We start from the raw sequence: 24,519 nt of genomic DNA, 5'->3' as shown, positions 1-24,519 counted from the left end.
CCTTTCACTTCCTGTCCGTCCGGGGCTTGAAAATGGTAACCTCTGCGGAACCATCCTCTTTTTGTTCCACTTCACAGGTGAAGCCGAGCCGGTCCAACTCTTCCAACAGATACACGGGAACCCGGTCGTTGTGAATGATCACTTGATCACCGGGTGCGGCTTTTTCCAATTGATTCAGGGTCCGGACCATCGGTTCCGGAGGTTGAAGTCCCCGGTTGTCCAAGCGGTAAACCTGAGGTTCAATGTTTTCCCCGGTTTGGGGCCGCGGTTCCGCCTTTTCCTCGATCGTTTTCCCGTTTTTCTTATAAAAAAGACAAGTCCAGTGATCCGGGGCCAGCTTGGTGGCATCACACCGAAAACCTTTCATTTTTAACATCCGGATTAATGGAACGGGTTTGAAGGTTGTATGCAAAAGCAACTGTTCTTCCTCTTTCAATGAGGCCACAGCGCCCATGATTTTTTGAAAAGGCTCAGTTTTTTTCCTTAAGTCCTCACGGACATCCAATTCCACGACGGGTTGATTCGGTTGTTTCATCAGTGAATCCCTCCTTTGGTTCCCACTATATAGAAGGACGGTCCGGGAGGTTGTGACCAAAATCACATCAAAATCCGGGTTTTGTTTTTCCGGGGAAAAGTGGGAAATATCACAGAAATTCCGGAAGAAGCGGACTAAAATAAATGCGGAATCCGATCAATAAAAGGAGGGTAAAGCATTGGAACATTCCTTTGCGGCAACCGTCGATGCAAGAGAATATGAACCGAAGGACAAGCACCGGATTATTTTTGAAACCTTTGACGGGTTACAGCCCGGACAAGCGATGTTGTTATACAACGACCACGATCCGAAACCACTCTATTATCAGTTTCAAATGGAAAGGCCGGAGACTTTCGGGTGGGAGTATTTGGAGGAAGGCCCGGAGGTCTGGCGTGTGGCGATCAGCAAAAAAGGTTGACATTTCATATTTCCATCCTTCTTGATGATGTGCCAAAGGGGATCACTGCTTGAAGCGTGATCCCCTTTCAAGCGGATGTCACCCCGCTTTTAAAAATAATCACGGCTCCGGTCGCATAAAGAACGAGGATCAGTGCCGTCAACAGCAGTTGAACCGGTACGAGGTTAAATCCGCTGATTTCCACCAAGTAATTAAAAAAATCATACAAGTCGGGCGTGATTTCGATGAAGGCAATGGTATACAAGGCCAGAGCGGCATTTTTGGCAAATTTCTTTTGCGCTTCCTCTTTGCGCTGTTCAGCCCGGCGCATTTCTTCATTGGAGAGAAGTTCAATCCATGAATCGAGTTTTTCGCTCAACGCTTCCAACAATTGATGGATACGGCTTGTCTCGCTTAATCCGTCGACCATGGGTTTAAACCGCTCGGGCAAACGGGATTCGTCCGTATATTGGATGATCAGAGGGATATCATCGATTTCCACTTTTAAATTGATGCATTGATCGATGGACAAATTCAGTTGTTTGAATTCATCTTTTTCAATAGGCAGCCATTGATCCAGGCAATACAAGTAGAACCAGTAATGTTGCAAATTCAATTCAATCAATTCATAAATCTCTTTGTCTGAATCATCAAATTCTCCAAAGATGATGACGGCGGCCCAACTCATAAAAATCATGAGCTGCTTCCGGTCATCGTAGTCCACGGGTGTCGAGTGGATGTTTTCCAGGTATTCCAACACTTTCTCTTTTTTTGCATTCATTTTTGAAAGTTCATTGGAATCATCATAACCGATTAAATCCGGTTTTAAAATGGCGGGAATCCCTTTTTGCAAAAAGCGGGGCAGACGGTCAAAGCGGGAGGTGTCCACATTGCCTTGAAGCGGGCTGAAAAAAACCATGGTCATGACGTAAGAAAGTCCGTTGTATTCCCAACCCGAGGAAGCGCTGGGTCGAAGCTCTTTCTTGTGTTTTCTTACCAACTCCCTCAACTCTTTGGTAATGACATAGATGACGGGAGAAATGTCATGGGTCCAATTGAGAATTTTTTGGTGGGATTTTTTCCTTTTTTCCAGATACCTCGCGGCAAAGGTCATGTTTCCGATGTAAATTTGCGGTTTGGAATAGTATTTAAACAGCCCGATTCCGGTTTGAAAAATATATAAAAATAATTGATCGGTGATTTTGGTGCAGATACATTTTTCATACAAAATCACTTTTTCCCTTTTCGTCAACGGGGATACTTGAAAATTTTTGGACAGATAAGCGCTGATTTCTTCGAATAATTCCGGGGAAAGCCGGGCGCCGAGATCAAACGGGATGTATCGGACCGGTTCTGACAAAATTTGATAGAAAGTCAAGTCCGCTCCCCCTTTCATTTAGTTATAAAAATAAACAAAAATTGCATAATATTACCTTTGTTTATTAATTATAAATAGAATTATATAAAAGATTCAACGGATGATTTTAAAATAAAACAACATGACACAGAAAAATCCCTGCTGCATGTAGAAACAGCAGGGAGACGGGGTGGTTATACATCTTTTGTTTTCTCAGCATAAGGAAGGCGTTTTCCCGTCAGGGACCATCCGGTTTTCAGCCCCAGGACAAACCAGCCGAGGACAAGTGCACCGATGGCAAAGAGGGTGTCTCCGATGGTCCGGAGCCAGACAAAGGTGTGAATGATCCCCTGCGACATGAATTGGGCGGAACGGGCGTACCAGGTTCCGTGTTCGACGCTGGCCCATGTTTGCATCAGGCCGATGGGGAGCAGGCTTAAAAGAACCATGAGCGCCAGTCCAATGTTGATGGTCCAAAACGAGAACGACAACGCTTTGGTCTTCCAAATCGATGGTTGGGTCAAACCGCGCAAACAGAAGAGCATCAATCCGATCCCGAGCATGCCGTACACACCGAACAAAGCGGTATGCCCGTGTACGGAGGTGGTGTTCAAACCTTGCATGTAATAAAGGGCGATCGGGGGATTGATAAAAAACCCGAACAATCCGGCACCGGTCAGGTTCCAGAAAGCAACGGCAATGAAGTAGTATATGGGCCATCGATAGGCTTGCACCCAGGGGCGGACCCGGGGTGAGGGTTAAATTTTGATACGCTTCAAACCCGATCAGCACGAGCGGAACGACCTCAAGGGCACTGAAGGTTGCACCCAACGCCAAAACCCCGATCGGCGTTCCGCTGAAATACAGGTGGTGGAATGTGCCGATAATCCCGCCGAACAAGAAAACAATGGTAGAAAATAAAACGGAAGCGGTTGCGGTGGCTGTTCTCAAAAGTCCCATGCGAGTGAACAGGAAGGCGATGACAACGGTCGCAAACACTTCAAAAAATCCTTCCACCCACAGATGGACCACCCACCAGCGCCAGTATTCGGCGATGGCCAAATGCGTGTGTTGACCCCACATCAGGGCGGGGATGTAAAACAAGGGAATGGCGGTGGATGCAATCATGAACAAAATGAGCAAATGTCTGTCGTTTTGTTTCTTTTTCAGTGCCGGCCAAATTGCCCGCAACATCAAAAACAACCAAAGGAAAAGTCCGATGGTCAAAAATAACTGCCAAAACCTTCCCAGATCGGTATACTCATATCCCTGATGACCGAACCAGAAGTTGGACTTCAGCCCGAACCGTTCTTGAACAGCATACCACTGTCCGGCCATTGAGCCGATGACAATGATCACTAAGCAGACAAATAAAATGTTGACTAACAGACGTTGGTGTTTCGGTTCACGGCCGGAGACCGCCGGGGCCACAAACAAGCCGGTGGCGATCCAAGCCGTGGCAATCCAGAAGATGGCCAGTTGGGTATGCCATGTGCGGGTGATGGAATAGGGAATCCATTCGGCAATGGGAATCCCGTAAAAACCGCTTCCTTCAATCTGGTAATGCGCGGTGACGGCTCCCAACGCCACTTGAATCACCCATAATATACCGACCACCCAGAAATATTTCAGCGTTGCTTTCATGGATGGAGTGGGAGACAAGGCAAGCAAAGGATCTTTCTCGGGAAAATGATCTTCCGATCCAATTTCATCGTGTTGTTGCGTGGCATAATACCAAGCCAGAGCGCCTACGCCGGCCAGCAACAGGACGAAGCTGACCACCGACCATAGTACCATTTCCCCGGTGGGATGATTGCCGATGAGGGGTTCATGCGGCCAGTTATTGGTGTAAGTAATGTCTCTTCCCGGACGGTTCGTCGCACATGCCCAGGTTGACCAGAATAAAAAGGCGTTTAAGGATTTCATCCGCCCGGGATTTTTGACGGTCCCTTCGGGAATGGCATATTTTTCGCGCAAATCATCCAGTTTTGGATCGCTGCCAAACATGATGAATAGTGCCGGCTGATGTGGGAAACCGCCTCGGCGCGCAAAGGGGAAATGACGAGATTGCCGGTTTCCGGCTAATAGGTGTTGGTTCTGATTTCTTTTTTCAATCGGGCTTGAAGCATGGCTTTTTTCTCATCGTCCAGTTGCTGATACGGTTTTTTGAATTGATCCGCGGCATATCGGTTTAACATCCACACGGCTTCCCGGTGCAGCCAATCCGCATTCCAATCCGGGACCACATAAGCGCCGTGTCCCCAGATGGTTCCCAATTCCTGGCCGCCGATGGATTGCCAAACGTTTTGCCCTTCTTTGATATCTTTTTCGGTGAATAAAACCTTGCCGGTTGTGGTCACGACCTTTTTGGGAACCGGGGGCATGGTTTGATAAATTCTTCCCCCGTAATATCCCAAAATGGCGAATGAAATCAGAATCACCAGTCCAAGACCGGTCCAAAGCCGGGAATATCGCATGTCAAAATCCTCCTGATCCGTTTTTAAGCTGGTACTATTTTTTGGAAACCAAGCATTTTTATTCAAAAACAAAAGAAGAAAAAGAACGGAAGGGAAGACAGAATCTGGACATTTTATGAAGAAAATCGGGAAACGCTTGGCAAAAAAATATATTGTGATATCATTAACAATGTGCAGAGGCAAACACTCTTTCGCTATGTTTTCATCAGGAAAATATTGGGATGGATGTTCAGGAAATATATAATCTGTTATTGCCGTTTTACTTATGTGAAAGAGTTGGTTTGGGTAAAAACTTAGTAAAGAGGTTTGCAGTATTGAACCATAAAGAGGTAGATAAATATGGGTCAAATGAATGATGTCTTTTTGAGAGCTTGTCGGAAAGAGGACACCCCTTATGTTCCTGTCTGGTATATGCGCCAAGCAGGAAGGTATCAGCCGGAGTACCGGGAAATCCGCCGGAAATATTCTTTTTTTGAGATGAGCGAAAATCCCGAGGTTTGTGCGAAAGTAACCTCGCTTCCGGTCGAACAGCTGGGCGTGGATGCCGCCATTTTGTTCGCGGATATTATGACGCCGCTGAAACATATCGGGGTGGAAGTTGCCATTCAACCGGGAACCGGTCCCGTGATTTCCAACCCGGTCCGGGGGGAAGAGGAGATCGGCCGTTTGGGAGAGCTGGATCCAAAGACGCATGTGCCTTACATTTTAGAAGCGGTTCAGATTTTAAATGAGCAGCTTTCCGTTCCTTTGATCGGTTTTGCCGGTGCGCCGTTTACGCTTGCCAGTTACATGGTGGAAGGCGGACCTTCCAAAAATTATCACAAAACGAAAGCATTGATGTATTCGGCACCTTCTGCTTGGGATCAGTTGATGGCGAAACTCGGCGACATGACCGTGAATTACCTGAAAGGACAAATTGAAGCAGGTGCCCATGCCGTACAAGTGTTTGACTCCTGGGTCGGTGCCTTGAACCAACAGGACTACCAAACCTATGTGGCTCCGGTCATGGAGCGGATCTTCCGCAAATTAAAGGAAGAAACTGATGTTCCCGTCATCTATTTCGGAGTCGGAGCCGGTCATCTCTTGGAGGCATGGAATCAACTGCCGGTGGATGTGATCGGTCTGGATTGGCGGACGCCGATCCGTTTTGCGAGGGAACAAGGGGTCGAAAAAGCTTTGCAAGGAAATCTTGACCCGTCGATTCTCATGGGCCCTTGGGAATTGATCGAAGAAAGGATCAAAGAAATTTTAGACCAGGGAATGAAACAGCCGGGCTATATTTTCAATTTGGGCCACGGTGTGTTTCCGGATGTTCGCGTGGAAACGCTTCAAAAATTGACTGAATTTGTCCATCAATATACAAGAAGGTGATGACCATCGCTAAAAAAACCGGTTTGCTCGTCATGGCGTACGGAACTCCGAGAAGTCCTGAGGAAATAGAACCTTATTACACCCACATCCGCCACGGCAGGAAGCCGCCGGCCGAACTGCTGGAAGACCTGAAACAACGTTATGAAATGATTGGCGGGGTGTCCCCGCTGGCACGCATTACGGAAGAACAAATGAAAGCTTTGGAAGAGGAGTTAAATTCCAGGTCTACGGACCGGACTTTTCAAGCGTACTTGGGATTAAAACACACGTACCCGTTCATTGAAGAGGCGGTCCGGAAAATGAAAGAGGATCAGATTGAGGAAGCGGTCAGCATTGTGTTGGCGCCACACTATTCCACCCTCAGCATTCAAACTTACAACGACCGCGCAAACCAGGAAGCCGAAAAACTGGGCGGCCCGAAGATCAAAACGGTGGACAGTTGGCATGACCATCCGGGATTTATCCGTTTATGGGCAAAACGGGTTCAAGAAACTTTGTCGTCCATCCCGGAAGAAGAGCGTGACCAAACGGTGGTGATTTTCACGGCGCACAGCCTGCCGGAGAAGATTCTTAAAACGGGGGATCCCTATCCGGAACAATTGGCGGAAACCGCCAAGCTGATTGCCGAAGAAGCGAAAATTCCACACTATGCGGTGGGCTGGCAAAGCGCGGGCCGGACGCCGGAGCCTTGGCTGGGACCGGATGTGCTGGATTTGACCCGGGAATTGTACGAACAAAAAGGATATCGTTCGTTTGTCTATTGCCCGGTCGGCTTTGTGGCGGATCATTTGGAAGTGCTTTATGACAACGATATTGAGTGCAAACAATTGACGGATGAGTTAAACGCCAACTATTACCGTCCGCCGATGCCCAATGTCGATCCGGAAATTATCCGTTGCCTTGCCGATGTGGTGGAGAAGCGCCTGACCACTTGAGGAGGAGATTTGTCATGAACGTGCAAACACCACATGTCGTCATAGCCGGAGCAGGGATGACCGGTTTGTCCGCGGCTTATTATTTACAAAAAACATTAAAAGAGAAGGGGCAAAAGTGGCAAATCACTTTGTTGGAAGCTTCCGGCCGTCTGGGCGGAAAAGTGAAAACGTTGGTCCGGGACGGCTTTGTCATGGAGCAGGGGCCCGACTCCTTTTTGGAGCGAAAGAAAAGCGCGTTCGAATTGGTCAAAGATTTGGGGCTCGAAGATCAATTGGTCCGGAATCAAACCGGACAAGCATATATCTTGCACAAGGATGAGTTGTTGCCGATTCCGGAAGGGGCAGTGATGGGAGTCCCGACCCGGATCATGCCGTTTGCCCTCACTCCTTTGGTGTCCCCGGCCGGCAAAGTCCGTGCCGCGGCCGACCTGGTTCTTCCCCGTTCCAATGTGGCGGAAGGAGCTGACCGGTCCGTGGGGTCGTTTTTCCGCCACCGCCTGGGAAGCGAAGTGGTGGACCGGATCATCGAACCTCTGCTATCGGGGATTTATGCAGGCGACATTGACCAGATGAGCTTGATGTCCACCTTCCCGCAATATGCTGAGATGGAGAAAAAATACCGCAGCATGATCCTGGGAATGAAATCGATGCGTCCGCCGAAAGCCAAATCCGACAAACCCAAAGGCGCGTTTCTCACGTTGAAAAACGGGCTTCAATCCATGGTCGAAGAATTGGAAGCACAATTGCAGGAAGTCCGGGTGATCAAAGGAGAACAATTGAAGCGGGTGGAAAAACAGGAGCAAAAGTACCGGTTGTATTTGGAGCAAGGAGAGCCCTTGGAAGCGGATGCGGTGATTTTGGCATTGCCGCATGAAGTGAACCGGGAAATGTTGGGGCAAGCTGATTTTTTGAAGCCGCTGAATGACCGGCCCACTTCAGTGGCGACGGTGCTGCTGGCTTTTTCGGAGGAAGAAGCCCCCAAAACCAAAGAAGGAACCGGCTTTTTGATTCCGCGTGTCGAGCCTTACACCATCACCGCCTGCACGTGGACGCACAAAAAGTGGCCGCACACCACCCCGCCGGGCAAAGCGTTGCTTCGTTGTTATGTGGGGCGTGCCGGCGATGAAGAGATCGTGTACAAGTCGGATGAGGAAATTGTTGAGGTGGTTCTCTCCGATCTGAAACGGATCACCGCCTTTCACGGAGAGCCCGAGTTCACTCATGTGACACGTTGGAAGAAGGCCATGCCGCAATTTGTCGTCGGTTTTCCGGATTGGTTGAAGCAATTAAAGGAACAGATGTCCATCCATTATCCGGGCATTTTCATGGCAGGATCCAGTTATGGTGCATCCGGGATTCCCGATTGCATCAGCCACGGAAAAAAAGCCGTCCGAGATGTGATAGAATATTTATCAGCTTGATCAGATGAGGAGTGAAAAAAGATGGCGCAAGCAGTGGAAACGTATGAAGGCTGGTATGCTTTTCATGATTTTCGCTCAATCGACTGGAATCAATGGAGATCACTCAGTGCCGGCGAAAGAGAAGAAGCGGTGCGCGAGCTGAATGAAATCCTGAAGCAATATGAATCCGTTGAAGAAAATAAACAAGGAAGCTTTGCCTTATTTGCCATTTCCGGTACCAAAGCGGATTTGTTGTTTGTTCATTTCCGTCCCACGTTGGAAGAATTGACCGAAGTCAAAAATCAATTTAACAAAACGCGTTTTGCGGGAGTCACCACCACCCCTTATTCTTATATTTCCGTTGTGGAACTCGGCGCTTACACCATTCCGCCCCATGTCGATCCGGAAACGGATCCGTCGGTGCAAAGACGCTTAAAACCGATGATGCCCAAATCCGGTTATGTCTGCTTCTATCCGATGAACAAAAAAAGAGACGGGGAAGACAACTGGTACATGCTCTCCATGGAAGACCGGAGAGAAATGATGAAAAGCCACGGCATGATCGGCCGTTCTTATGCCGGGAAAGTGCGGCAAATCATTACCGGTTCGGTCGGTTTCGATGATTGGGAATGGGGTGTCACCTTATTCGGCGAAGACCCGTTGCAATTCAAAAAGCTTGTCTACGAAATGCGTTTTGACGAAGCGAGCGCACGTTTCGGTGAATTTGGCCCGTTTTACGTGGGAAATTACTTGACACAGGAAGATTTGAACGCTTTGCTGTTGGAAGGTTTAAACGGATAAACCCGACCCGCTTGATCTTGTTATAAGGATGATGGACAAAGAGGTCCGTCATCCTTTTTTTGATGATGAAATGACTTCGGCCGCAATGGGTGGTTATGATAGAATAAAAAAGAATTTCTCTAAAAGGTGGTACGGATGAAGAAAGCAGACAAGTCCGCCTCCTGAATTTACACCCGATAAAAATTCAGGAGGCGGATTCAATGAACTTTCATAAAGTGAATTGGAATGAATGGGAAAGAAAAGAAACATTTCATCATTTTTTGAACCAACAAACGACATTCAGCATGACCACGGAAATAGATATCACTGCTTTGTATGCAAGGATCAAACAAAAGGGATTTAAATTTTACCCTGTGTTTCTTTACGTGGTGACCCGCGTGGTCAATTCACATCCTGCTTTCCGAATGGGTTACAACCATAAGCGGGAATTTGGCTGTTGGGATCAATTACATCCGCTGTACACGATTTTCGACCGGGAGTCGGAAATGTTTTCGGGCATTTGGACAATGGCAGAAGGAGATTTCAAAGCATTTTACCGTTTATACCTGACTGATGTGGAGCGATATGGCGGTTCGGGAAAATTGTTTCCCAAAACACCGATCCCGGAAAACGCTTTTTCTGTTTCGATGATTCCATGGACTTCCTTTACAGGGTTTAACTTGAATATCCATAATCAGCGGGATTATCTTCTGCCGATTGTCACGGCGGGAAAATGGATTCGTCACGGCCGTTCCATCCGCTTGCCGGTGGCATTGCAAGTTCATCATGCGGTATGTGATGGATATCATGCGGGGATGTTTATGAACGCCGTTCAGGAATGGGCGGATCATCCGGAGGAATGGCTTTGATCTTTTCCAAAAAAGGCCGGCTGTACTTTTCACAGCCGGTTTTTTTCGTCCTGAATTCCGGGCACACAGAAGAGTTTTACAGAGGGGGATTTTCCACGCCCAAACGGATCCAATCTTCTTTGGGCGGACCATAGACGCCAAAAGGTTTTAATCCGGCTTGCCGGATCAGAACCGTCAATTGGCCGCGATGATGGATTGTGTGTTTGATGAGTCCCATTAAAATTTGGGCATTGGTCTCTTCTCTTCCGAAAGCGGTTTGCACTTCTTTTAATGTCTCGTTATTCCACTGTTCTGAAATGGCTCTGGCGGCATTGGCGCTTACGTTTTTAAAGGTTTCGGCGATTTTTTTGGCTGATGCCGGAACTTGATCGGCATTTTCCACCGGATCGATTTTCAAGCCGAATTCAGCCAAATATTCCGGGATGCAGGTGGTTAAATGCCACGCGATTCTCCCCAGTGTGCGACCTCCGGGATAAACTTGTTGTTTTAAGGAGGCATCAGTCAGCCCATCCAACACGTTTTGTGTCAAGACGGCTTCTCTGTTCCATTCTTTGATGAAGTCTGAAACGGTTACGTACATCCAATCATTCCTCCATTGTTGATTGACTGCTGTTATTATTTATCTGCCAACCATGATATATTATGATGGTGACAACCCTTGTCACCGTTCCACAGAATTTGGAGGTTTTCATGTCCAAGGCGAGAAGATTGAATGAAATGATCATGATGGTGAACCGGAAAAAAAGATTTACCGTCCGGGAACTGGCACAGGAATTCGGGGTTTCCAAACGGACCATTTTGCGGGATTTGCAAGAGTTGAGTGCGATGGGGGTGCCGTTGTACTCCGAGACCGGGCCGAACGGAGGGTATCGGGTCTTAAAGGAGAGAGTGCTTCCTCCCATTGCTTTTACCGGGGAAGAAGTGATGGCCGTCTTTTTTGCCATTCACGCATTGAGGCATTATCTCTCACTTCCTTTTGATGTGGAGTATGAATCCGTCATCAAGAAGTTTTATTTAAATCTCTCCGGAGACCTGCGGGACACCATTGACAATCTGAAAGACCGGATGGACTTTGTCACTGTCCATCAACAAGAAGAGATCCCTTTTTTGAAACCACTGCTGAAAGCCGCGGTTCAACAGGAAGTGTTAAACATCCGGTATCAAACGGGTGAAAAAAACAGCTGTCGGAAAATTCAACCGATCGGGGTTTATGCAAGAGACGGAAAATGGTATTGCCCGGCTTATTGCTTTTTGAGAAAAGATTACCGGGTTTTCCGGTGTGACCGGAATCAATCGGTGGAACATGACGAAAACACAAAGCCGGTCGATTTATCGGGTGTCCGTTTGAAAAATCGTTTTTCGCTGATGAACCGGAAGCGGGAAATGATGGAAATGGTTGTGGAGCTCACCCAAGACGGAACAGAAAAATTTCAACCGGTTCAGTGGCCGGATCTGTCGTTGGAAAAACGGGAAGATGGCTCAGGTTTGATCACCGGAAGAATAGCCAAAGACGATCTCCCTTTTTTCGCAGACTATTTTCTTAAATACGGCGAGCATGCTTTGGTCAAGAAGCCGCTTGCCTTAAAAAAGCTTCTGAAAGAAAGATTGGCAAAAGCCCTTGAACAATACCGCCCGCTTTAGGTTCTTGCGGGCGTTGACGCCTGAGAGGACGGATGCAGCGAAGGGCACGTTGTGTGGAAAGAAGGGGTTGCTTGCTCTCACATTGACTCCTTAAAATAAGCGGATGTATAATAAAATTCAATGTGATTCTTATCGGATGGAGGGTACACAGGTGTTGACGACAATTAAAGAAATAGCCGGCCATGTGGGAAAAGAAGTCAAATTGGGCGGATGGCTTTACAATAAACGTTCGAGCGGAAAAATCCAATTTTTGCAGCTTCGGGACGGAACCGGATTCATTCAGGGGGTTCTGGTCAAAAGTCAAGTGGCTCCGGAAGTGTGGGACGCTGCCAAACAATTGACACAAGAAAGCTCATTGTACATATGGGGAACCGTACGGGAAGATGAACGGGCACCCGGCGGTTTTGAGTTGGATGTGACCAACCTCGAAGTGATTCAGGTGGCGGAAGAATATCCGATTGCGAAAAAGGAACACGGGGTGGATTTTTTGTTGGACCATCGCCATTTATGGATCCGTTCCCCCCGGCAACGTGCCATTTTGACCATTCGGGCCGAAATCATCAAAGCCTTGCAACAATACTTGAATGATGAAGGCTTTACATTGGTGGATCCACCGGTTTTGACGCCGTCTTCCTGCGAAGGAACCACCAACCTGTTTCACACCAAGTATTTCGATGAAGACGCCTACTTGACGCAAAGCGGCCAGTTGTACATGGAAGCCGCCGCGATGACGTTGCGAAAAGTTTATTCATTCGGCCCGACGTTCCGTGCGGAAAAATCCAAAACCAGACGCCATCTGATTGAATTTTGGATGATCGAGCCGGAAATGGTCTTTGTGGAACATGAAGAAAGCCTGAAAATCCAAGAGAATATGGTTGCCCATGTTGTCCGGCATGTGTTGGACAACTGCGAAGCGGAATTAAAAACATTGGGCCGGGATATCAGCCGCCTGGAAAAAGTGACGGCTCCGTTCCCGCGCATCACTTATGATGAAGCCGTGGAACTTCTTCACAAAGAAGGATTTTCCGATTTTGAATGGGGGGAAGACTTCGGGGCGCCCCATGAAACCAAAATCGCCGAAAGCTTTGAGAAACCGGTCTTTATCACACATTATCCGACAGAGATCAAGGCTTTCTATATGAAGCCCGATCCGAACCGGCCGGAAGTGGTTTTGTGTGCGGATTTGATTGCTCCCGAAGGCTATGGGGAAATCATTGGCGGAAGCCAGCGGATTGATGATCCGGAACTGATGCGCCAACGCTACGAAGAACATAATTTGCCGAAAGAAGCTTATCAGTGGTATATGGATTTGAGAAAATACGGTAGCGTCCCCCATTCCGGATTCGGCTTGGGATTGGAAAGAACGGTGGCCTGGATTTGCGGATTGGATCATGTCCGGGAAACCATCCCGTTCCCGCGGATGCTCAATCGGTTATATCCATAGAAAAGGATAAAGCATCGGTTTTTTCTGACCGGTGCTTTTATCCATTTTTCAAGTCTGTTTCACCAAAGTGGATCATGGTATAGTGGAGGATAAGAGAGGTGTGAAAGAGCATGGACCGGAAGGAAACGGTGCAAGCGGCAATGGTTCATCTCCTGAAACAAGGATTCGTGTCTTTGCCCGTTCTTTTGTTTACGGAGTATAAACGGCTCGGATTGACGGAAACCGAAGCCATGTTGCTGATTCATCTTTATATTTTTCAAGAAAAAGAAAACAAGACGTTCCCGACCGTGGCAGAATTGGAAGAGCGCATGAGCCTCAGCCAACATCAAATCGTGGACTTGATTCAGCGCCTGTTACATGGCGGATTTATAAGGATTGAAGAAGGTCACGAACACGGGATCCGGAGTGAAAGTTACGAGTTGACCCCGCTTTTTCAACAATTGGTCTCATCGTATCTGGATCATAAACAGAAGAAACCGGAATCGGACGGTGAAACATATCAGCAAATATTCCGCGTGTTTGAACTGGAATTCGGACGGGCCCTGTCTCCGATGGAATGCCAGATGTTGTCCCAATGGATTGATGAGGACGGCTATTCAAAGGAGATCATCGAAGCCGCTCTCCGGGAAGCCGTTTTTTGCGGGAAAGTGAATTTTCGTTATATTGACCGGATTTTGCTGGAATGGCATAAAAACAATGTGCGCACGGCGGATGAGGCGGCCGAGTATTCTCGCAAATTCAGGCAAAAAGGAAGCTTATACCAGACCAATGTGAAGGAAAAACCGGTTCTGAGCGAAAATGGTTTTTCTTTTTACAACTGGGTGAATCAAGAGTAGCGGAAGAAACCTTCTTCCGTTCTTTTTTTGCCCGGATGGAGAAATGGAATTTTATATGTAATTAATTTATATTGAAATAATATTTCACATCAGATATAATGAAAGCGCATTCAAGGAAGTCTTGATTTGGAGGGTATAACATGGAAGAAGAGCTGAGTCGTCTGACGACCGAGTCCCGAAATGAACGAAGCAAACAGATTGACAAAATGGATACGATAGAGATTTTAAGACTGATCAATGCTGAAGATCAAAAAGTTGCTCAAGCCGTCAAGGAGGTGATTCCGGACATTCAGGTGGCGGTGGAGTATGTTTGCAATTCTTTTTCCCGCGGAGGGCGTCTGATTTACATGGGAGCCGGAACCAGCGGACGGTTGGGGGTTCTCGATGCCGTTGAGTGCCCGCCCACCTTCAGCACGTCTCCGGAACAGGTTGTCGGTTTGATGGCGGGGGGCGAAAAAGCCTTTGTGAAAGCCGTTGAAGGGGCGGAAGATAACGAAAAACTGGGGGAAGAAGATTTAAAGGCGATTGGCTTGACGGAAAAGGACACAGTCATCGGCATCGCCGCCAGCGGAAGAACCCCGTATGTGATTGGAGCGCTCCGGTATGCGCGAAGCATCGGAGCCCACACGGTGGCCCTTTCCAGCAATTCCGGTGCACGTATCAGCCAGGTAGCTGGTCATGCCATTGAAGTCATTGTGGGTCCCGAGGTGTTGACGGGTTCGACCCGGATGAAAGCAGGAACGGCCCACAAAATGATTTTAAACATGATTTCCACCACTGCGATGATACGCATGGGAAAAGTGTACGAAAATCTGATGGTGGATGTCAAAATCAGCAATTACAAATTGCAGAAACGGGCCGTCAACATCATCCGCACCATTACCGGCTTGTCTGACCGGGAAGCGGAAGACTTGCTCCGGCGTGCCCAAAATGAAGTGAAAACGGCCATTGTGATGGATTTGTCTGAAACCGGCTACGAAGAAGCCAAAAGATTGCTTGAAAAGTCCAGAGGGCATGTCCGCAAAGCGATTGCGCTCGGGATTCGGTCCCGTTAACAGGAGGGGAGGAGGGTGTCTGCAGGAGGACTTCATCGTTTGCGTTTGATGTTGGATCAATTGACGGTTGCCGAGCGGAAAATCGCCGAATATATTTTGGCTCATCCACAGGAAGCGGTTCACGAGACAGCGGCCGGATTGGGGAAACGGACGGGCACAAGCGGAGCGACGGTGGTCCGTTTATGCAAGTCCCTGCAATTAAACGGATTTCAAGATTTAAAAATGCGAATCGCCGGCGATCTGGCCAAGCCCGAAGAGAGCGGCTACCGGGATATCAGGCCCGAAGAGCCGGCCGGGTTGATTTTGCAAAAGATGACCAGTAACAGTGTGCAAAGTTTGCGCGACACGGCCGAGGTTCTTGACTTGAAAGAGTTGGAAAGAGCGGTGGATGCTTTATTAAAGGCAAACCAAGTCCACTTTTTCGGAGTGGGGGCTTCCCACATCATCGCTTTGGATGCCAGGCAAAAGTGGCTTCGAATCAACAAAGGGGTGACTGCTTTCTCCGACTTGCATCTGGTTGCCACCCAAATTGCCAATGCCCGGCCCGAGGATGTGGTTTTTGCCATTTCATATTCGGGGGAGACCCCGGAAGTTGTGAGGATTTTGCGCTTGGCCAAAGAGTATGGAGTCAAAACCATCAGCTTGACCAAATATGGTTCGTCCACTGTGGCCGATCTTTCAGAAATCCGCTTGCATATCGCTCCTTCCGGTGAAGCCGTTTTTCGCAGCGGGGCGACTTCCTCCCGGATTGCGCAACTTCATGTGATTGATATTTTGTTTTTGGCGATGGCCGGAAAAGAGTATGATCAAACGGTTCGTTTGTTGGATAAAACCCGGAAAGCCACCCGGCGGCTGAAGGAAATTTAACCCAGGAAGGAGAATTGGGATGGGAAAAGACAACAGCGTGCTTGCGCAAGAGATTTTGCAGCATTTGGGGGGAGCCTCCAATATCGCTTCTTACACCCACTGCATGACGCGGCTTCGCGTCAAACCCAAAAATGAAAGCCTTGTCAATAAAGAGGCATTGAAGGAAATCGAAGGCGTCATCGGTGTGGTGGAGGAAGAAACGCTGCAAATTATATTGGGGCCCGGCAAAGTGGCCAAGGTATACGAGGAATTCAAAATATTAATGAAAAACACGGGCGAATGGGATTTAAACGAACAAGCGAAGCAAAAAAGGGAAGAAATCAAGGAGAAAAACAAAACGCCGTTTAAGCTGTTTTTAAGAAGAATCGCCAACATTTTCATCCCCTTGATTCCGGCTCTGGTGGCTTCAGGGCTCATTACGGGGGTTACGAAAAGTGTGGTGCAGGCCGGTTGGATTGCGGAAACTTCCATGATCGCAACCGTCTTGACCGTGATGGGATCCGGCCTGTTTTCATTCCTGGGGATTTTGGTCGGGTTAAATGCCGCCAAAGAGTTCGGAGGTTCCCCGGCTTTGGGCGCGTTAGCCGGCATTTTGGTGATCAACCCCGAAATTGCAAACATCAGTTTGTTCGGAGAAGAATTGGTGCCGGGGCGCGGCGGTCTGATCGGTGTCATGTTTGCGGCCATTTTTATCGCTTTTTTGGAACAACGGATCCGCCGCCTCGTCCCGCAAGCGCTGGATATCATTGTTACACCGACACTGGCCTTGCTGATTACCGGAATCATCACCTATGTGGTCTTTATGCCGATTGGCGGTATGATTTCCGACGGAATTACCAAAGGCTTGCTGGCCATCTTGGATACCGGCGGAGTGATTGCCGGATTTGTGTTGGGAGCCACCTTCCTCCCGTTGGTGGTTACCGGTTTACACCAAGGCTTGACACCGGTTCATCTGGAACTGATCCAATCCATCGGCAACGACCCGTTGCTCCCCATTCTGGCCATGGGAGGCGCGGGGCAAGTCGGGGCGGCCTTTGCCATCTATGTGAAAACAAAGAAGAAAAGGTTGAAAAGGGCAATTGGCGGGGCTCTTCCGGCCGGCTTGCTCGGCATCGGGGAACCGCTTATTTTCGGGGTGACCTTGCCTTTGGGAAGGCCCTTTTTGACAGCATGTCTGGGAGCAGGCGTGGGCGGAGCTTTTCAAGCCGTGTTTAAAGTGGCCACCATTGCCATCGGGGTTTCCGGCCTGCCGCTCACCTTTTTGGTGCTGCCCGGCCAAATCCTTTTGTATATAACCGGATTGGTATTATCTTATGCGGCAGGGTTTTTGTTCACCTATTGGTTTGGTTTCCGCGATGAAATGGCCGGCGGATTTGAATGATCCCGTCAAAAATACAGCTCCGAAGCGGGCTGTATTTTTTCTTGCCATCGGTTGCTGTATAGATTGCATCTTCCTTTCGGATACTAAACAGGACAATCAAGAATTTGCGGAGGAAGATTTCAAATGAGCTGGTATTTGGTTGTGGTCAAAACTTTTTTTACGGTTGTGGTCCTTTTGGTGCTTACGAGATTGATCGGAAAAAGACAAGTTTCCCAACTTTCCCTGTTTGAATACATCACGGGTATCACCTTGGGAAGCATCGCGGCATATATTCCGTTGGAATCGGAACCGAACTCATGGTATTTGGGGGCGCTTTCCCTGTTGGTGTGGTTGATCATGGCACTCGGCATCGAATATTTGGGGATCAAAAGCCAAAAAATAAGAAAGTGGATTGTCGGGACGGAAACGGTGTTGATCAAACAGGGAAAGGTGTTGGAGGAAAATTTAAAGAAAGAGCGGATGACGGCGATTGAATTGATGAGCAAATTGCGGGCGAAAAATATTTTCAACTTGTCGGAAGTGGAGTTTGCCATCATTGAGCCGGACGGATCGGTCAATGTGATGCTGAAAAAAGAGCATCAACCGCTTACGGCCAACATGCTTCATCTTCCTGTGGATCATGAACGGAAACCCGAAATGGTCGTTATCGACGGCCGGATTGAAAAAGAAGTGTTGTCGAGCATCGGGAAAAACGAAAAATGGTTATTGAAAGAACTGGAAAAACAAGGGTTGAAATTGGAAGATGTGTTTTTGGCCCAGGTGGATTCGTCCGGAAAATTGTGGACCGACCTTTATCAAGACCGGTCTTCTTCCCGTCCCCGGCCCCACTGGCGGGCAAACCTCATACAGGCATTGGAAAAATGTGAAGCCGAGTTAAAAAAGTCGGGACAATTGGCCGGGGATCCGGATGAGAAACAAATGTACCTGAACACCGCCCGCAATCTCAAGGAGATCACCAAAGACATCCAGTCCCGTTTCTTATCGCCATCATGAGAATCATTGCATTTTCTGTTGGATTTCTATTATTATTTTTACAGGCCCATTTATAAAAAAAGAGGTGCAAACCATTGGAACAATTTACATTTTATAACCCAACCCAAGTGTTCTTTGGCAAAGGCACTTTGTCAGCGATCAAAGAACAAATCCCCCGTTACGGCAAAAAAGTATTGTTGGTTTACGGGGGCGGAAGCATTAAAAGAAACGGGATCTATGATCAGATCATGAAATATTTGCAAGAGATCGGGGCAGAAGTCCTGGAATTGTCCGGGGTAGAACCCAATCCGCGCCTGTCCACGGTACATAAAGGCGTGGAATTGTGCAAGAAAGAAAAGGTGGACTTTTTATTGGCGGCCGGTGGCGGCAGTGTGATTGACGCCACCAAAGCCATTTCTGCTGGAGCCAAATTTGACGGGGATGTGTGGGACATCATCACCAAAAAAGCCGTTCCCAAAGATGCCCTGCCGTTTGGAACGGTTTTGACCTTGTCGGCGACCGGTTCGGAAATGAACAGCGGTTCGGTGATCACCAATTGGGAAACCCAGGAAAAGCTCGGCTGGGGACATCCGTTGGTCTTTCCGAAGTTTTCGGTTCTCGATCCGGTTCATACCTTTACGGTTCCCAAAGATCAAACCGTTTACGGAATTGTGGACATGATGTCCCATGCGCTGGAACATTATTTCAGTCCTGCCCCCAACGTTCCTTACAACGAACGAATGGTGGAAGGATTGCTGTCAACGGTTATCGAGACGGCACCCAAGCTGCTTGAGGACCTGGAAAATTATGAAGCCAGAGAGACGATCATGTTTTGTGGAATGATGGCATTAAACGGAGTCGTAAACCAGGGGATGCGAGGCGATTGGGGAACGCATGGAATCGAGCATGCTGTTTCCGCCGTTTATGATATCCCGCATGGCGGAGGTTTGGCAATTTTATTCCCCAACTGGATCCGGTATAATCTGGATGTGACCGAAGCCAAAATGAAGCAATTGGCGATTCGTGTGTTCGGTGTGGATCCCGAAGGAAAATCGGACCGTGAAATCGCTGAAGAAGGAATTGACCGGCTGCGGGAATTCTGGAGTTCCATCGGAGCCCCCAGCCGTCTGGCTGATTACGGAATCGATGATTCCAAACTGGAACTGATGGCAGAAAAAGCGGTGGCTCACGGTTCGTTGGGGCGGATGAAAAAATTAACCAAAGAAGATGTTTATGAGATTTATAAAATGTCATTATAAGGGCAAAGGCCGGACAAAACCGGCCTTTGTCAAAGCATGTTTTGTAAGCGCTTTAGCACAGGGAGTGTGATTTTAAGTTTTGCTAAAAAATGGTTTGTTGACAGCTGGGAATAAAAGTTTTTATAATGCATTGTACTGTTAAATTATAATCTATAAATAATAAATATACTGAAAATGCACAGAAGAAAAAAAGTTTGCCTGTGCATTTCAAAATACGGCAATGGTTGCAACAGAACAAAAAGGAGACATCTTCAATGCTTAAGAACACCAAATTACTCACAATCGGTTTGATGTTGTTTTCATTATTTTTTGGCGCCGGAAATTTAATTTTTCCGCCGTTGTTGGGACAAGGGGCTGGAGACCAGTTCTTCACGGCGATGCTTGGTTTTGCGGTCACAGGAATCGGCCTTCCATTGTTGGCCGTGATCGCAGTCGGTTTGTCTGACGGCGGTCTGCAAGCGATCGGAAGCCGCGTCCATCCGGTTTTTGGCCTGATTTTAAGTTTGGTTGTATATTTGTCCATTGGTCCTTTCTTTGGAATTCCCCGGACCGGAACGGTTTCTTTTGAAATGGGCTTGTCTTTCCTGCCGGATGCCATCCGGGAAGCGGTATGGGCTTTGCCTGTTTTTACAATTATTTATTTTCTGATTACATTGTTGATCAGTTTGAACCCTTCCAAAGTCATTGATCGTGTCGGAAAGATCCTGACCCCGGTCTTGTTGACATTGATTGTCGTGCTCTTTCTCCAAAGCTTGTTTCACCCGGTTGGAGATTTGGGAACCCCGACGGATGTTTATGCGCAATTTCCTTTTTTCCAGGGGTTTCTTGACGGCTATTTAACCTTGGATGCGCTGAGTGCATTGGTGTTTGGGGGAATGGTGGTGGCAGCCATTCGCGATGACGGAATCCGTGACCGGAAGAAGGTGGCCGCCACGACATTGAAAGCCGGTTTGATAGCGGTTACTTGTCTGGCTTTTGTGTATTTTTCACTGGCTTATATGGGAGCCACCAGCCAGCAGTTGGGAATGATGGATAACGGTGGTGAAATTTTAACGGCGATTGCTTTTGAACTTTTTGGCCCATACGGTTCCGTCCTCCTGGGGGTCGTTGTTTTGCTCGCTTGTTTGACGACTTCGGTCGGGCTTTCGACATCCTGTGCGCAATTTTTAAACCGGGTTTTCCCGAAACTGTCCTATAAAAAATGGTTGTTGGTTGTAACCGTATTCAGTGCCTTTGTTGCCAATGTCGGATTAACCCAGTTGATTGCGATTTCCGTGCCGGTTCTCAGCATGATTTATCCGGCGGTGATCGTCTTGATCTTATTGTCTTTCCTGCACTCATTCTTTCATGGTTATCGTGCGGTGTATGCCGGAGGAATTGCAGGCGCCTTAATTATCAGTGTTTTGGATACGCTTACCGGTACATTCGGATTCGATTTTTCATGGCTTGTGGTTTTTCCGCTTTATGACCAGGGAATCGGCTGGCTGGTGCCGGCTGTGATCGGAAGCTTGCTGGGATATGTCATTGGAAAAGCATCCGAAAAAAAAGCTGCCCTTACGTAAGGAAAGGGCGGCTTTTTGCCGTTACAGCCTTTTTAATTGCTTGACGAGCTTTTCGAAATGGAGGGAACGGGAGGCTTTAAAATAGATGACTGCATTTTTCGGGGTTTTTGCCAAGTGGTGCAATGCTTGCCGGAAATCTTTACAAATCAGTACCCTTTTGCGGCTCATTCCATTGGCGATGGCAGATTGGGCAATGATTGCCCCGCGTTTGCCCAAGGTGATGAGTTGCGTCAACCCCAAGCGCGCCGCATATTTCCCTGATTGCATGTGAGCTTGATGCGAATATTCCCCGAGCTCCAGCATGTCGCCTAATACGGCAATCTTGGGGCGGGATCCGCTGACATTTTTCAGGACGTCCAATCCGGCTTTCAGTGCTGTGGGATTGGCGTTCCAAGCATCATTGATCAGGATGCGCCCGGATTTTGTGCGAATGAATTCCAAGCGCATTTTCGGCGCTTTAAAGGTGGCGAGCCCTTTTTGAATTTCCGGAATCGTGGCTCCATAAGCCCAGGCAACCCCGATGGCGGTCAGGGCGTTATAAACATTGTGTGTGCCGAAGACAGGGATCCGGACGGGGAACTGGCGTCCCTGAAGCACGGCGTCAAAGACCATCCCGTTTCGGGTGTAACGGATGTTTTTCCCCCGGATGTGGGCCGGATTGCGGATGCCGAAGGTAAGGATTTTTCCCTGGAATCGGTTGGTTTTCAGTTTTCTTGACCGCGGGTCGTCCGCATTTAAGATCAAGGTTCCGTTTTTGCGGACACCATCCACCATTTCCTGTTTGGCTTTTACGATGAGATGAAGTCCGCCCAAGCTGCCCGCATGCGCTTCTCCGACATTGGTGACGGCACCGATCTCGGGCCGGACGATTTGGCATTGTTTGCGGATGTTATTGAGCGATTTCATTCCCATTTCCAAGAGGAGCAATTTTTCTTTGCCGGTTAACCGGGTCAGATATGTTGGCAAAAAAGAAAAAGTGTTCAGGTTGCGGTGGGTTTTCACCATCGGTGCACGATATTTCAAAATGGAAGCCACCATTTCGGTCGTGGTCGTTTTGCCCGCACTTCCCGTGATGCCGATCACTCTGGCCGGGCATTGTTTCCAGTTCCAAAGACCGGCTTTAAAAAAAGCCTGATAAGCATCTTTCACCCGGATGATCGAAGTGCCCGGCGGGATTCCCCGGGCAAAAAGGTGAGCGGGGAGCACGACGGCGAGCGGGCGGATCCGTTGAATGGCCGGCAGTTGCTTTTCGTGCCACCGGATTTTGCGGGTGTAAAAGTACACTTGGTGCGGTTTCAATTGTTTTGGATTTCCAAAATTGAGGGACTGGACGATTTTTGACGGGGAACCTGCAGTCAATCTTCCGCCCATGATTTGGGCCAGTTTGTTTAATTGGATTGCTTTCATGTATATATCCTCCCATGGCGAGACGATCTCATGGATCCATGTGTGATTATCCTATTCAGGAGGCAATAAACCGGCTTGGATGAAAGCCCATAAAAAGAAACCGGTCATTTTTGCCGCATATTTTGAGGACAAAAAAAGCAGCGCCTTTTCATGGCACTGCTTTTTGAAGATAAGTTATTCATTGGTGGAGACGACAGGCTTTTTGCTCATCTTCACCCGGGTGTCGCCCATGAACAGAATGGCTATGGCTGCCAGCACGATGGGGATCAAAGCCAGGGCAAAGATATGGGTGATCGATGAAGACATGGCGTCCACGATTTTATCCAGAATGAAATCGGGAATCGCGGCGCGGGCACCAGGCTCAAAGAGCCCTTGCGGGTCGTTGAGGTCAAAGGATGGCCCGTGTCCTCCCTGCATCCCGCCAAAATCCAATTGATCGGTAAAAAAGCGGTTTTGCAGGGAGCCGAATAAGGTGATCCCGATGGTCATGCCAAGAGAGCGGAAGAATGAATTGGTTGAATTTGCCGAACCGCGGTGTTTGGCATCCATGTTGTGCACTGATGCAATGGGCAACAACGAAAAAGAAAATCCGACCCCAAATCCGGCGATGACCATGTAGATGGTGACCAGCCAACGTGCCGTTTCGGGCGTCATGGTACTGAGCAAGGTCATTCCGGCGGCATAAGCAATGATCGAGAGGATCATCAGATTACGATAACTGGTCTTGGTTTGGAAGATGCCGCCGATCGCGCTTCCGACGACCGACCCGAGCATCATCGGAGTCAGGATCAGTCCCGCATTGGTGGCGGACCCGCCGTACACCGCTTGCACAAAGATCGGGATATATACGGTCAACACGACAAAAGTGGCGCCATATAAGAAAACGGCGATTTGGCTGGCGGCAAATAACCGGCGCTTAAACATCCAGAAGGAAATAATCGGTTCTTTTGCTTTGGTTTCAACGTACAAGAACGCAAGAAAAAAGACCGCAAAGATGACAAATAAACTGATGATGGGAAGTGAATTCCAAGCATACTCTTTGCCTCCCAGTTCGAGGGCAAACATGAGGCTGACGACGGCAGTCACCAGGGTGACGGCTCCCCACCAGTCGATTGCTTGTTTTTCATGCTTATTCGACTCTTTGTAAGCCGTGAGAATCAGAACAAGGGAAATGATCCCGATGGGTAAATTGACATAAAAAATCCAATGCCAGCTGATGTAATCGGTAATATAAGCACCGAGCAGGGGACCGGCGACACTGGATGAACCAAAAACCGCCCCGAGCAATCCGGTCATTTTCCCTCTTTGTTCCGGTGGAAAGATGTCAAAAACAATGGTAAAGGCAATGGGCATCAAGGCTCCGCCGCCGATTCCCTGGATGGCCCGGTAAATGCTTAACTGGACAATGCTTTGTGCGGTTCCGCAAAGTGCCGAACCGATCAAGAAGATGGTAAGACCGAAGGTAAAGAAACGTTTTCGCCCGTACATGTCCGACAGTTTTCCGAAGATGGGCATTCCGGCCATATATGTGACCATGTAGGCGGAGGTGACCCAAACGAATTGGTCCAATCCCCCCAATTCCCCGACGATCGTCCCCATGGCTGTCGCAACAATGGTATTGTCCATGGCCGACATGAAGATCGCCAGCAATAAAGATGCGACGACAAGTTGAAAGTTGCTTTTTTTTGGGTCCATGATGTTCCTCCTTTGTTGTGGATCACAACAACATTATAATCCCAACCGGTTATTTAATATAAGTAATATTTAACATACGAAATAATGATGAAAATTTCTGTCAAAAACAAAGGTTTTGCGTCGGACAGATTGGTTTTATTAAAAATAAAAAGGTTACCAACTATTTTTAACAGATGGTAACCTTTTTATAATAATTATGACAATTCTAAATTATGTATTTACACAGCCGGGGGCTCGCCGCAACAAAGTTTGTGGGACCGCATATTTTCACCTCACTTG

At 48.1% G+C, this 24,519-nt stretch carries 21 protein-coding genes and 2 pseudogenes; 15 read left to right on the top strand and 8 right to left on the bottom strand.

Annotation, left to right across the window (positions count from 1 at the left end; all coding sequences use genetic code 11):
* Window positions 1-4 precede the first annotated feature (4 nt).
* A complete protein-coding gene (locus tag I8U23_RS02610) occupies window positions 5-535 on the bottom strand; it encodes a DUF2249 domain-containing protein (protein ID WP_049720172.1) in 531 nt (176 codons plus the stop codon).
* A 178-nt stretch (window positions 536-713) separates the two neighbouring features.
* Here I8U23_RS02610 and I8U23_RS02605 point away from each other — a divergent pair, with 178 nt between their 5' ends.
* Window positions 714-953, top strand: coding sequence for a DUF2249 domain-containing protein (locus I8U23_RS02605; protein WP_037996800.1), 240 nt, complete (start codon window positions 714-716; stop codon window positions 951-953).
* 67 nt (window positions 954-1,020) lie between these two features.
* On the opposite strand, the gene I8U23_RS02600 is transcribed toward I8U23_RS02605, so the two are convergent.
* From I8U23_RS02600 to I8U23_RS13365, 4 genes and pseudogenes are all read right to left on the bottom strand, one after another.
* A complete protein-coding gene (locus I8U23_RS02600) occupies window positions 1,021-2,310 on the bottom strand; it encodes a hypothetical protein (RefSeq protein ID WP_049720171.1) in 1,290 nt (429 codons plus the stop codon).
* A 173-nt stretch (window positions 2,311-2,483) separates the two neighbouring features.
* A complete protein-coding gene (locus I8U23_RS13540) occupies window positions 2,484-3,023 on the bottom strand; it encodes a cbb3-type cytochrome c oxidase subunit I (RefSeq protein ID WP_370526887.1) in 540 nt (179 codons plus the stop codon).
* A 94-nt stretch (window positions 3,024-3,117) separates the two neighbouring features.
* Window positions 3,118-4,296: pseudogene (locus I8U23_RS13535) on the bottom strand (cbb3-type cytochrome c oxidase subunit I); the annotation flags it as partial.
* A 74-nt stretch (window positions 4,297-4,370) separates the two neighbouring features.
* A complete protein-coding gene (locus tag I8U23_RS13365; protein WP_232335417.1) occupies window positions 4,371-4,766 on the bottom strand; it encodes a hypothetical protein in 396 nt (131 codons plus the stop codon).
* 339 nt (window positions 4,767-5,105) lie between these two features.
* Between I8U23_RS13365 and hemE the strand changes: the two genes are divergently transcribed.
* The 5 genes and pseudogenes from hemE to catA form a co-directional block, all read left to right on the top strand.
* On the top strand, window positions 5,106-6,137 hold the full coding sequence (hemE, locus tag I8U23_RS02590) for a uroporphyrinogen decarboxylase (RefSeq protein WP_198050700.1): 1,032 nt from the start codon (window positions 5,106-5,108) through the stop codon (window positions 6,135-6,137).
* Entirely contained in the window at window positions 6,137-7,072 is a 936-nt protein-coding gene (gene hemH / locus I8U23_RS02585) for a ferrochelatase (protein ID WP_198050699.1), read from the top strand. The genes hemE and hemH overlap by 1 nt, the downstream gene beginning before the upstream one ends.
* A 14-nt stretch (window positions 7,073-7,086) precedes the next feature.
* On the top strand, window positions 7,087-8,493 hold the full coding sequence (gene hemY / locus I8U23_RS02580) for a protoporphyrinogen oxidase (RefSeq protein WP_062843336.1): 1,407 nt from the start codon (window positions 7,087-7,089) through the stop codon (window positions 8,491-8,493).
* Between the two features lie 21 nt (window positions 8,494-8,514).
* Window positions 8,515-9,273: a hydrogen peroxide-dependent heme synthase gene (gene hemQ / locus I8U23_RS02575; protein ID WP_062843337.1), complete on the top strand. Its 759-nt coding sequence runs from the start codon at window positions 8,515-8,517 to the stop codon at window positions 9,271-9,273.
* Between the two features lie 200 nt (window positions 9,274-9,473).
* Window positions 9,474-10,164: pseudogene (gene catA / locus I8U23_RS02570) on the top strand (type A chloramphenicol O-acetyltransferase); the annotation flags it as partial.
* A 33-nt stretch (window positions 10,165-10,197) separates the two neighbouring features.
* Here the strand turns inward: catA and I8U23_RS02565 are convergent.
* Window positions 10,198-10,701, bottom strand: coding sequence for a DinB family protein (locus I8U23_RS02565; protein ID WP_037996073.1), 504 nt, complete (start codon window positions 10,699-10,701; stop codon window positions 10,198-10,200).
* A 110-nt stretch (window positions 10,702-10,811) separates the two neighbouring features.
* Here I8U23_RS02565 and I8U23_RS02560 point away from each other — a divergent pair, with 110 nt between their 5' ends.
* The 9 genes from I8U23_RS02560 to brnQ all read left to right on the top strand — a co-directional run bounded on the left by I8U23_RS02560 (window position 10,812) and on the right by brnQ (window position 21,138).
* On the top strand, window positions 10,812-11,762 hold the full coding sequence (locus I8U23_RS02560) for a helix-turn-helix transcriptional regulator (protein WP_037996070.1): 951 nt from the start codon (window positions 10,812-10,814) through the stop codon (window positions 11,760-11,762).
* Between the two features lie 136 nt (window positions 11,763-11,898).
* Window positions 11,899-13,206, top strand: coding sequence for an asparagine--tRNA ligase (asnS, locus tag I8U23_RS02555; protein WP_198050698.1), 1,308 nt, complete (start codon window positions 11,899-11,901; stop codon window positions 13,204-13,206).
* A 110-nt stretch (window positions 13,207-13,316) separates the two neighbouring features.
* A complete protein-coding gene (locus tag I8U23_RS02550; RefSeq protein WP_037996068.1) occupies window positions 13,317-14,042 on the top strand; it encodes a DnaD domain-containing protein in 726 nt (241 codons plus the stop codon).
* Between the two features lie 140 nt (window positions 14,043-14,182).
* The gene (gene murQ, locus I8U23_RS02545) at window positions 14,183-15,097 is read left to right on the top strand and encodes an N-acetylmuramic acid 6-phosphate etherase (RefSeq protein ID WP_037996066.1); all 915 of its coding nucleotides are present in this window, start codon (window positions 14,183-14,185) and stop codon (window positions 15,095-15,097) included.
* Between the two features lie 15 nt (window positions 15,098-15,112).
* Window positions 15,113-15,964 (top strand): MurR/RpiR family transcriptional regulator, encoded by an 852-nt coding sequence (locus I8U23_RS02540; RefSeq protein ID WP_049720165.1) that lies wholly within the window; start codon window positions 15,113-15,115, stop codon window positions 15,962-15,964.
* Between the two features lie 19 nt (window positions 15,965-15,983).
* Window positions 15,984-17,345: a PTS transporter subunit EIIC gene (locus tag I8U23_RS02535; protein WP_049720164.1), complete on the top strand. Its 1,362-nt coding sequence runs from the start codon at window positions 15,984-15,986 to the stop codon at window positions 17,343-17,345.
* Between the two features lie 123 nt (window positions 17,346-17,468).
* Window positions 17,469-18,338 carry a DUF421 domain-containing protein gene (locus I8U23_RS02530; RefSeq protein WP_062843053.1) on the top strand — a complete coding sequence of 290 codons (870 nt, stop codon included), beginning with the start codon at window positions 17,469-17,471 and terminating at the stop codon, window positions 18,336-18,338.
* Window positions 18,339-18,412: 74 nt separating this feature from the next.
* Window positions 18,413-19,576, top strand: a complete 1,164-nt coding sequence (locus tag I8U23_RS02525; RefSeq protein ID WP_037996061.1) for an iron-containing alcohol dehydrogenase — start codon at window positions 18,413-18,415, stop codon at window positions 19,574-19,576.
* A 254-nt stretch (window positions 19,577-19,830) separates the two neighbouring features.
* A complete protein-coding gene (brnQ, locus tag I8U23_RS02520; RefSeq protein WP_198050697.1) occupies window positions 19,831-21,138 on the top strand; it encodes a branched-chain amino acid transport system II carrier protein in 1,308 nt (435 codons plus the stop codon).
* 21 nt (window positions 21,139-21,159) lie between these two features.
* On the opposite strand, the gene I8U23_RS02515 is transcribed toward brnQ, so the two are convergent.
* Window positions 21,160-22,545: a UDP-N-acetylmuramoyl-tripeptide--D-alanyl-D-alanine ligase gene (locus I8U23_RS02515; RefSeq protein ID WP_049720161.1), complete on the bottom strand. Its 1,386-nt coding sequence runs from the start codon at window positions 22,543-22,545 to the stop codon at window positions 21,160-21,162.
* Between the two features lie 174 nt (window positions 22,546-22,719).
* Window positions 22,720-24,240, bottom strand: a complete 1,521-nt coding sequence (locus tag I8U23_RS02510) for an MDR family MFS transporter (protein WP_198050696.1) — start codon at window positions 24,238-24,240, stop codon at window positions 22,720-22,722.
* Between the last annotated feature and the right edge of the window lie 279 nt (window positions 24,241-24,519).

The sequence above is a fragment of the Thermoactinomyces sp. CICC 10735 genome, from assembly GCF_016055175.1.
GTDB classification, from domain to species: domain Bacteria; phylum Bacillota; class Bacilli; order Thermoactinomycetales; family Thermoactinomycetaceae; genus Thermoactinomyces; species Thermoactinomyces vulgaris.
Note: the sequence above shows the minus strand (reverse complement) of the source record. Positions and strands in the feature narration are given on the sequence as shown.

Excerpts from the sequence above, each read along its gene's own strand:
- hemE (WP_198050700.1), top strand. The coding sequence starts at position 5,106 with ATGGGTCAAATGAATGATGTCTTTTTGAGAGCTTGTCGGAAAGAGGAC.
- I8U23_RS02535 (WP_049720164.1), top strand. The coding sequence starts at position 15,984 with ATGGGAAAAGACAACAGCGTGCTTGCGCAAGAGATTTTGCAGCATTTG.
- murQ (WP_037996066.1), top strand. The coding sequence starts at position 14,183 with ATGGAAGAAGAGCTGAGTCGTCTGACGACCGAGTCCCGAAATGAACGA.
- hemH (WP_198050699.1), top strand. The coding sequence starts at position 6,137 with ATGACCATCGCTAAAAAAACCGGTTTGCTCGTCATGGCGTACGGAACT.
- brnQ (WP_198050697.1), top strand. The coding sequence starts at position 19,831 with ATGCTTAAGAACACCAAATTACTCACAATCGGTTTGATGTTGTTTTCA.
- I8U23_RS02510 (WP_198050696.1), bottom strand. The coding sequence starts at position 24,240 with ATGGACCCAAAAAAAAGCAACTTTCAACTTGTCGTCGCATCTTTATTG.
- I8U23_RS02610 (WP_049720172.1), bottom strand. The coding sequence starts at position 535 with ATGAAACAACCGAATCAACCCGTCGTGGAATTGGATGTCCGTGAGGAC.
- I8U23_RS02550 (WP_037996068.1), top strand. The coding sequence starts at position 13,317 with ATGGACCGGAAGGAAACGGTGCAAGCGGCAATGGTTCATCTCCTGAAA.
- I8U23_RS13365 (WP_232335417.1), bottom strand. The coding sequence starts at position 4,766 with ATGCGATATTCCCGGCTTTGGACCGGTCTTGGACTGGTGATTCTGATT.
- asnS (WP_198050698.1), top strand. The coding sequence starts at position 11,899 with ATGGAGGGTACACAGGTGTTGACGACAATTAAAGAAATAGCCGGCCAT.
- I8U23_RS02565 (WP_037996073.1), bottom strand. The coding sequence starts at position 10,701 with ATGTACGTAACCGTTTCAGACTTCATCAAAGAATGGAACAGAGAAGCC.
- hemY (WP_062843336.1), top strand. The coding sequence starts at position 7,087 with ATGAACGTGCAAACACCACATGTCGTCATAGCCGGAGCAGGGATGACC.
- I8U23_RS02560 (WP_037996070.1), top strand. The coding sequence starts at position 10,812 with ATGTCCAAGGCGAGAAGATTGAATGAAATGATCATGATGGTGAACCGG.
- I8U23_RS02515 (WP_049720161.1), bottom strand. The coding sequence starts at position 22,545 with ATGAAAGCAATCCAATTAAACAAACTGGCCCAAATCATGGGCGGAAGA.
- I8U23_RS02530 (WP_062843053.1), top strand. The coding sequence starts at position 17,469 with ATGAGCTGGTATTTGGTTGTGGTCAAAACTTTTTTTACGGTTGTGGTC.
- hemQ (WP_062843337.1), top strand. The coding sequence starts at position 8,515 with ATGGCGCAAGCAGTGGAAACGTATGAAGGCTGGTATGCTTTTCATGAT.